This is a genomic window from Streptomyces carpinensis, assembly GCF_002154505.1.
Taxonomy (GTDB): domain Bacteria; phylum Actinomycetota; class Actinomycetes; order Streptomycetales; family Streptomycetaceae; genus Streptomyces; species Streptomyces carpinensis.
Genome location: NZ_MUBM01000654.1, coordinates 1 through 2,271 on the forward strand (window position 1 = coordinate 1; position 2,271 = coordinate 2,271).

The 2,271-nt window shown below is 67.6% G+C and carries 2 pseudogenes; one reads left to right on the forward strand and one right to left on the reverse strand.

Features of this window, described 5'->3' with window-relative positions:
• Positions 1-213: 213 nt before the first annotated feature.
• Positions 214-1,550, reverse strand: a pseudogene (locus tag BZY54_RS47575) (ISL3 family transposase); the annotation flags it as partial.
• A gap of 115 nt (positions 1,551-1,665) precedes the next feature.
• Between BZY54_RS47575 and BZY54_RS47580 the strand changes: the two are divergent.
• Positions 1,666-2,271: pseudogene (locus tag BZY54_RS47580) on the forward strand (transposase); the annotation flags it as partial.

Below are 2,271 nucleotides of genomic sequence, written 5' to 3' on the forward strand. Positions count from 1 at the left end.
AACCCTCAACCACAACCTCACTGCATGAGAGCACGCTTTGGGTAGCAAGAGGAACGGTTCAGGCATCAACAAGCGCGGAGGCCCGGGCGCTGCCTCAATTACAACGACGCCCAGGGGGACTGTAAAACGTTCGGGTCTGGCCCGTAGTCGGTGGTGACGCCGAGTGGCTGTCAGGGCAGGAGGATACGGTGGCGAAGGAGGTCGAATCCGGCGCGGCCATGCGGCGGCGCGTGCGGTGGCGATCCACTCGGTGAGTTTCACATCGTTGCCCTCGGCCGGTTTCAGCAGGGCGGCGAAGCCGCGTACGAGATCGGCGAGAGCGACCATCTCCGGGCAGGCCGCGGCGATCTTCTCCAGCAAGGAGGTTTCCTTCGGGCGCAGGTTGTCCGGGTGGGTGAGCAGGAGCCGGGTGGCTCGGCGTGGGGTGGTCACCGGGCGTTCGCCCTCGGCGCGGCCCTGATTGAGGTAGCGGACCAGCAGGTTGGCGCTGCCGGTGTATCCCAACTCCCTGATTTCTTGTAGCAGATGGGTGACCGGCACCGCCGGGTCGGCCACGCGCCGTTCGCGGAGGTGGTCGCGGTAGGGGTCGACGAGGGTGGGCCGGTAGGTGGGGGCGATCCGCAGAAGCTGGGGTTCGGGCATGCGCGCGTAACGCTTGACGGTGTTCAGGGCCAGTTGCAGGCGGCGGGCGCATCGAGCAGGCCGACGCCCTGGCCGAGGAGATCGTGGACCTTGTTCCAGCGTTCGCGAGTGGTCTGCTCGCGTACTCCGCCGGGGCGGGGCGGGTTGATGGTGGCCCAGCAGCCGGCGTGGGCGCGAACTTCGAGCAGGACTTTGTCGCACAGGTTGCGCCAGAGGTGCCAGCGGTCGCTGACCTGCACCGCGTCGGGCAGAACGCGGCGGACGGCCTCGGCGTAGGTGGCCGAGCCGTCCCGGCACACGACCTCGACGCCGCTGCCGTGCTCGAGCAGCCAGGACTCCAGTGTCGCGGCCTCGCGGTCGGGCAGGACCGTGACGCGCCTGCCGGTCTCGGCGTCCGTGATGATCGTGGCGTATCGGCGACGGCGACGCAGGGCGAAATCGTCCACGCCGATCACCTGCGGGACCGGCAGTTTCGGCGCGGGAAGGCGCCACAGATGGCGCAGCGCGGTACTGCGGGAGACCGGCACGGCCAGCCAGGCGGCGAGCCGGGCCGTCGCGCGGCCGCATAACTCCCGGGCCACCTCGGCTATCTGCCCGGCCAGCCGCACCGTGCGGCGCTGATGGCGCTCCAACAGTCCGGGAATCTGCTCGCGAAAGGTCTGCCGCCGACAGCCCAGGACCGGGCAGACCAGCCGCCGCACGCGCAGGTGGACGACGACCTGGCGTGCGTCGACCGGCACGTCCGCCACCGTCCGGTGGTGATACCCGTGCACCTTCGCCGTCGGCGCCCCGCACACCGGACACGGCACCGCCACATCCCGGGTGCGGGCCGTGACCACCACTGCGTCACCCCCGTCCACCACGTCCTCAATGACCAGATCCGACAGTCCGGAAAACACCGTCCCCATAAGGGAATTGACATCGATCACAAGAACATGATCACAGACGGCTACTCAGCGTCACCACCGACTACGGGCCAGACCCAAACGTTCGGTGTAACTCCCGATCATGGAAGATGCATCGATGACCAGTGAGAACGTGGCCGAGCACGAGGCTGGCGAGTCGGCAGCGGCTGTGTCGGCCAAGGCCGTGGACGACCAGCTGATCGACGAGCTGGTGAGCCGGGCCCAGGCAGAGGGCCTGCAGCTGACCGGCGAAAGCGGAATGCTGCAGCAGCTGACCAAGCGGCTCCTGGAGTCCGCTCTCGAAGGCGAGATCACCGACCACCTCGGCTCTGACAAGCACGATCCGGCGGGCAAGGATGGTGGCAACTCCCGCAACGGCAAACGCTCCAAGACCGTTCTGACCGACGTGGGACCGGTGGAGATAGCCGTGCCCCGCGACCGGGACGGCTCCTTCGAGCCGAAGATCGTCAAAAAGCGGCAGAAGCGCCTGACCGGCGTCGACGAGATGGTGATCTCGCTGGCCGCGAAGGGTCTGACCACAGGTGAGGTCCATGCCGCAACTTGCGGAGGCCTATGGCGCCGAGGTCTCCCGGCAGACCATCTCCACCATCACCGATAAGGTCATCGAGGGCATGGTCGAATGGCAGAGCCGCCCTCTGGGCCGCATCTATCCGGTAGTTTTCATCGACGCCATCCACGTGAAGATCCGCGACGGCGCCGTCGC